This window comes from Chamaesiphon sp. (assembly GCF_041737865.1).
In the GTDB taxonomy this organism is placed as follows: Bacteria; Cyanobacteriota; Cyanobacteriia; order Cyanobacteriales; family Chamaesiphonaceae; genus Chamaesiphon.
Window position 1 is genome coordinate 1 of sequence record NZ_JBGSQZ010000210.1, and the last position, 4,271, is coordinate 4,271.

The window sequence follows — 4,271 nt, forward strand, 5'->3', positions numbered from 1 at the left end:
TAGTTTTTGAAGATAGGCAAAGACTAGAAATTGTCATGCTCATTTTATTGTATTTTTGATGTCGCAAATGTCGTAAATATAATTCTCAGTTAATTTTGGCTATGAATTTATTGTCGTAAAATCTGAAGTGCGGAATGTGGGCTGTAATATCGAGTATCGAAAACCCTATGCGATTCGGCATTCTGCTATTTCTCACGCCTTAGCTAATGGTGCTAATCCGATCGCATTAGCGGAACAAACAGGGCATGATAAGCGGGTTCTCTTGGATACTTACGCTCACGCGATCGCCAAAGAATATCTATTTGTAGAGGTTTAATTATGGACGGTAATATATTAGCCCCTGTATTCACAAGATTCACTACTCTTGGAAAAGATTTTCCATCCAAAGATTCATTTTTAATAATTTGTGTTGACTTGAGAACATTGGAAAATATTCGTAATTTTTGCATTAACAACGACAAGGCTTATGAGACTTTGGATAGCAAGTTCAACCCAGATAAATATCTATCTAGATTTGATGATCTTTGTCCAGAAATCATACCAACTCTTGAGCTACGAGTAAGGCGGCTCTCCATCTATCAAAAAATTTGTGAAATGGAGAATATTAGCTTTCCAGTACTGTGGCAAAGTATGTGTATCGTAATGTGGTTTGACTTTATGGTAGGAAATTATAGGGGCATTGGTAAACAGAAATTAAGTACTAACTTCTCAAAGTTTCGCCGGATAGTCAATGCAGGGTCTCCCAATAAATTTAGAGTACCTAAAATGGAACATGACCCAATGTTAGAAAAATATCCTGAATACAAGAATGCGTTAGATTTTGCCTGTAATTTTGATAACGTAATAAGCACTCTAGCTGAAACTAATTATGAAATAGAACAGTTACTTCGGAGTTTATTGGATATCGAAGTAGAGGCGCTTTCAATTTCAAAGCTTATAAAAAAAGGCTATCGACCATTCGTGTGTCCTAATCCTAAGTGCAGGAAACCTATGATGCTCTCGCCAACAGATTCCAGAAAGCATTGTGTAGCTAACGAGTGTGAGCGTTATTACAACACTAATAGTAAAAGGAAAAATAATCTCAAAAAAGGTTGGATCGAAGATCCCAATCAAACAGGTCTGTGTGCTGGAACTTGTGGCAGCGTCAGGAGAAAGTTGAATAGCGATCGCACTTGTCAGAAGTGCTACCCTGAAAAATTTTAAGGTTTGGTGAAAAATTGGAATTTTTCCGTTATGTGATTTGGAGTGACTCCCGTTATATTGCTTATTACCCTTAACCCACGCTTTTCTAACCCTATTTTACCCATTCACACACATAGGAGATTTGATGACTGTTGGCAAAAAACGCCCTGACCCCAAATTAGCCGCTTTTCCATTCGTCCGCACGAAGGAAATGGTTGCTACTAGTGGTTTATCCGCCGATCGATTGAAACTACTCAGAACGACAGTCTTGAAGGATAAGATCCACTGGTTTCATCCACCTGGGAGTGTTCGAGTGCTTTGGAATGCTTCCCTAGTCCGCGACTTTCTCGTGAATGGTGATTCACCAGCACATCGCAAGGCGATCGAGATTTTTGTAAAAAGTCTCCCTAGTTCCGATGCTGCCTAAGAAAAATCGATCTCTTCAATAAGAAGCGATCGAAGAAACAAAAAACCAATCTCAGTTTATGCAAATTTATCTCCCCATGCCAAGGGGATGTAATTCCTCTTAAAAGGAATACCCCCAGAGATTCCTCAAAATCTGGGGGTATTCCACCTAGCATCCAAGGGGGCTTGGGGCTGGGTCGGCTTAAAAACTTATTATGTCGATCTTAGCAGATCCCCTGGATGCTCTGTAATTTTTATTACCCGTAGAGCATCACAATGACTAATTTTTTTCCTGTTAACATCGATGAGCCACATCTGGCAGACTTCAGAGATAGTGCGATCGCTCCTGATATCGCCGCCCTCAACTTCCGATCGTTCGATGGCAGCAATGAGAGCGAACTAGATGAAGCCTTCACCTTACTGATTGAAGAGCCAGACCACAATAACAACGGGACTTTGGCGGGTAAATCCCAGAATAAATTAGCCAAAGCATTGCGATCGGGTGGTTGGATATTTGAGGGTTACAAGGGGGTATGCGTCAAACCGAACTCACCCCGCAAGGTCAAGGATGAGAACGGCAAAGAGAAAGATATCAAGTATGAGTCCCCCAGAGGGCAAGGAAAATTACAGCTTTTAATCCCCCGCATATCGGTACGGGCGGGACTGGAGATCGTCTCCAAACTGGGAGAAGAAGTAGAGACAGAATATCGCCATCGGCTCGAGTTATCAGCCCCAGGCGCGGAAGATCCAGGCTTCTGGGATTGGTATCTAGAGCATGACGGATTCATCGTCATCACTGAAGGGATCAAGAAAGCCTGTAGCTTAGTCTCCAATGGATATCCAGCCATCGCTCTTAATGGAATGTGGGGATGGGAAACCAATATTAAAGATATGTTTGGGAATGTGGAGAGAGACGATCTGGGTAAGTCGCTTAAAACTATTCACCCAGACCTAGAGCCATTCTTAGACGGTCGAGAAATAGTATTAGCACTCGATCGGGAAGCCAATCCCGATAAAGTCACAATGGTAGAAATGGCTAAAGCGGCTTTCGTTCGCGCTCTTGATGGAGAGGGAATCGTTGTCACCGATCTCAAGTGGAGAAATGCCAAAGGAAGTACCAAGGGGATAGATGACTACATCGCAGCCAAAGGCATTAAAGCTCTAGATCGAGCGTATGCTAATCGATCGGAGATCGTACTACCAAAACCCAAGGAGGAGCGGAAAACCTGCGGAGATACCCTGTTAGAAATCGGTAAGATAGCTACCTACTTTCACACAGCCGATAAGATTCCCTACGCGGATATCTGGATTGAAGGCAATCGCCACACCTACCCAGTTCGATCGAAAGCTTTCAGACTATGGCTATCAGGGGAATATCTCAACAGCACCGAGAAAGGCATCGGGTCGCAAACGCTACAGGACACGCTCTCGACGTTGGAGGCGATCGCGATCTTCAGAGGTGAAACCCGCCAAGTGTATCTCAGAACTGCCGAACATCAGGGCAAGATCTACATCGATTTGGGGACACCAGATTGGAAAGCGATCGAAATCGATTCATCCGGCTGGCAGTTGGTATCCGATCCACCTATCCGATTTTGGCGACCAGAATCACTACTACCTTTACCCTATCCAGTCGAAGGGGGAAGCCTGGACGAGTTGAAGAAACTGCTGAATGTGGATGGGTCAGCGTGGATTCTAATTATCACCTTCCTACTATTCTGCTTTTGTCCTGGTAAAACATATCCGGTGCTAGTGATTTCAGCCCACAGAGGTAGTGGGAAGACAGCCGCAGCAGAAATTATCAAGAGCTTAATCGATCCTGGTAAGGCGGCTCTAATTAAGCTCCAAGGCGATACCCTTAAATTAGCTGTAACTCTCTCTCGCCGCTGGTTGGCTGTTTACGATAACGTCGGTCACATTAGCCCCGAACAGTCAGACGATCTATGTCGGGTGGCTACAAATTTTGGCTACAGTACTCGCACTCTCCACACGACTGATGAGGAAACTACCTTCGAGTTAACCCGTCCGCAGATTATCACCGCGATTGATGCCCTGGTGACTCGCGACGATTTGGCCGATCGGGTGTTGATGGTGCAACTACCAGAGATTACCGAAAAGGAACGACTACCCCAGGCGGAACTGAATGCAAAAGTAGAAGCTGCTAAACCTAGAATTCTAGGGGCACTACTAACAGCACTCAGCCAAACATTAGCCGTGATTCCCGATCTTAAACCCGATCTACTCCCTCGGATGGCTGATTATGCCTTGTTTGCGATCGCGAGTGAGAAAGCACTCGGTCTGAAGGATGGCGATTTTATGAAGGTATTCAATCAAAGCCGTCAGCAGTCCAGACAGGTAGTAATCGAGTCTTCGCCAGTTGGTGAAGCGATCGTGCGGTTGATGGAAAACTACCCAATCCCCCAGTCTTGGAAAGGAACCGCATCCCAATTGTTGAAAGAACTGGAAAAGCACACCGATGAAGCTACTTATCGATCGCGATACTTCCCCAAAGCTTCTAACCTGCTGAGTCGTCAACTCAAACGATTATACTAAGCACGGCTAGCAATTAGACTTTTACAGTAGGGATTATTAGCGATCGTGAGATACTATGGTAAATGGAGTGGTGTTGAAGAGATCGAGTCTAATGCTGAAAATAAATTTTGTCGAAGAAGATATTAAAAAGC

The 4,271-nt window shown here is 44.2% G+C and carries 4 protein-coding genes; all 4 read left to right on the forward strand.

The annotated features are described in order from the left end of the window. The first annotated feature begins 136 nt into the window (after positions 1-136). The 4 genes from ACEW9J_RS15670 (at position 137) to ACEW9J_RS15685 (ending at position 4,140) form a co-directional block, all read left to right on the forward strand. On the forward strand, positions 137-316 hold the full coding sequence (locus ACEW9J_RS15670; RefSeq protein ID WP_373546045.1) for a hypothetical protein: 180 nt from the start codon (positions 137-139) through the stop codon (positions 314-316). Between the two features lie 2 nt (positions 317-318). After that, positions 319-1,203: a hypothetical protein gene (locus ACEW9J_RS15675; RefSeq protein WP_373546046.1), complete on the forward strand. Its 885-nt coding sequence runs from the start codon at positions 319-321 to the stop codon at positions 1,201-1,203. 124 nt (positions 1,204-1,327) lie between these two features. Next, positions 1,328-1,609: a hypothetical protein gene (locus ACEW9J_RS15680; protein WP_373546047.1), complete on the forward strand. Its 282-nt coding sequence runs from the start codon at positions 1,328-1,330 to the stop codon at positions 1,607-1,609. Between the two features lie 254 nt (positions 1,610-1,863). Further along, positions 1,864-4,140 carry a DUF3854 domain-containing protein gene (locus tag ACEW9J_RS15685; RefSeq protein ID WP_373546048.1) on the forward strand — a complete coding sequence of 759 codons (2,277 nt, stop codon included), beginning with the start codon at positions 1,864-1,866 and terminating at the stop codon, positions 4,138-4,140. The last annotated feature ends 131 nt before the right edge of the window (positions 4,141-4,271 follow it).

Coding starts and splice junctions, on each gene's coding strand:
- ACEW9J_RS15685 (WP_373546048.1), top strand. CDS start 1,864: ATGACTAATTTTTTTCCTGTTAACATCGATGAGCCACATCTGGCAGAC.
- ACEW9J_RS15680 (WP_373546047.1), top strand. CDS start 1,328: ATGACTGTTGGCAAAAAACGCCCTGACCCCAAATTAGCCGCTTTTCCA.
- ACEW9J_RS15675 (WP_373546046.1), top strand. CDS start 319: ATGGACGGTAATATATTAGCCCCTGTATTCACAAGATTCACTACTCTT.